Genomic DNA, 1337 nt, shown 5'->3' with positions numbered 1-1337 from the left:
AGGCCCACGAAAACCCCGAAAGTCGAGCTGGATGTGAAGCCAGGAAAAAATGGGTACGCCCAAGCTCCGACCCCCTTGCTCTGTTCTGCGTGCCTCTGCTGCCCCCATCAGATGAGGGTCGGGCGCTGGCTGCACAGCATTCGAAGAGGTTGCGCAGTCGCAAGAATCCGGTTGCAGTTCCTCCCCCTGAACCGCTCAGGGGGGATTACCTCGTTCGTTGCAAGGCAGGAGCCCGCGTCGCGGCCGGTGTCAGGCCCGTGGGCGTCTGCGGAAGACTCTTCACTCGTGACGCCGGACGCCGGCGGGTGGATGCTGCCCGGGTGAGCACAAGTGACCTTTCTCGGGAACATGGGCATGCGCGGCAGGGTGAGTTGTGGCGCACGTACTCGCTGTCTTCGGCTGAGCAGTACACAGGCAGAGCCTTACGTACGAGCACATCTTTGACCATGCGTCAATGACAGGCAAAAGCACCACAGTTGCAGGCACCAGCCTTGCACCATGCACACCCGCACGGCGACCGCCGAAAGATTGTTATCCACTCTGGCCAAAGTCGGGGGCTCGCCCGGGGCCGTGATGTCTGGATATGGACCAGGCTCTGAGCTTGTCTCTTGGACGCGCCACGTGCGCAGAGAGTGATGAGCCGTTGTCATACCGAGCGTTTGGGATGCGGCTCAAGCGGCTCGCTCACTGCGGACCGAGGCCGGCATCGCGGGCGAGCAAGGCAGCCTGGACTCTGTTGTCCACCTTGAGCTTTGCGAGCACCCGGCTGACGTGCATCTTGACCGTGGCCTCGCTGGTGAACAGGGCGGCGGCGATGTCCGCATTGGACCGGCCCTGCGCGAGCAGCTCCAGGACCTCCCGCTCGCGGGGTGTCAACGTAGCGATTCTGCTGCGGGCTTCGGTGGGAACGACCCTATGCCGGTGACGCAGGAGATCGAGGACCTGCCGGGTGACGGCCGGGGAGAGCATGGCATGCCCCGCGGCGACCTGCTGGACAGCGCGTAGCAGTTCGGCGGGGGGCGTGTCCTTCAGCAGGAACCCCGCTGCACCTGCCCCCACAGCGTCGCTCACGTAGTCGTCCAAGCCGAAGGTGGTGAGCACGATGACAGTGGGCGGTCGGGGAACAAGGTCCAGGTGGGCGGCGGCTCGTACAACCGCATCCTGTTCTTCCTCCTCAACACCGTCCCCATGATGGACGACGACGACATCCCGCTTCCCCCGGTAGACGGTGACGACCTGTTCCAGGCCTACAAGTGGGCGACGACAGAGCCCCGCACGGTCACCCTCGCCCCGGAGGCCAAACGCCGCTGTGACGTGCCCCGAGCCTGACGGACACG

2 protein-coding genes are annotated in these 1337 nt (G+C 64.8%); one reads left to right on the top strand and one right to left on the bottom strand.

From position 1 onward, the window contains the following. Positions 1-684 precede the first annotated feature (684 nt). Positions 685-1101, bottom strand: coding sequence for a LuxR C-terminal-related transcriptional regulator (locus ACLHRZ_RS37195; RefSeq protein ID WP_490423004.1), 417 nt, complete (start codon positions 1099-1101; stop codon positions 685-687). A 33-nt stretch (positions 1102-1134) separates the two neighbouring features. Here ACLHRZ_RS37195 and ACLHRZ_RS37190 point away from each other — a divergent pair, with 33 nt between their 5' ends. Next, positions 1135-1329 carry a hypothetical protein gene (locus ACLHRZ_RS37190; RefSeq protein ID WP_490423003.1) on the top strand — a complete coding sequence of 65 codons (195 nt, stop codon included), beginning with the start codon at positions 1135-1137 and terminating at the stop codon, positions 1327-1329. Positions 1330-1337 lie beyond the last annotated feature (8 nt).

The organism is Streptomyces sp. AM25, from assembly GCF_058146165.1.
Note: the sequence above shows the minus strand (reverse complement) of the source record. Positions and strands in the feature narration are given on the sequence as shown.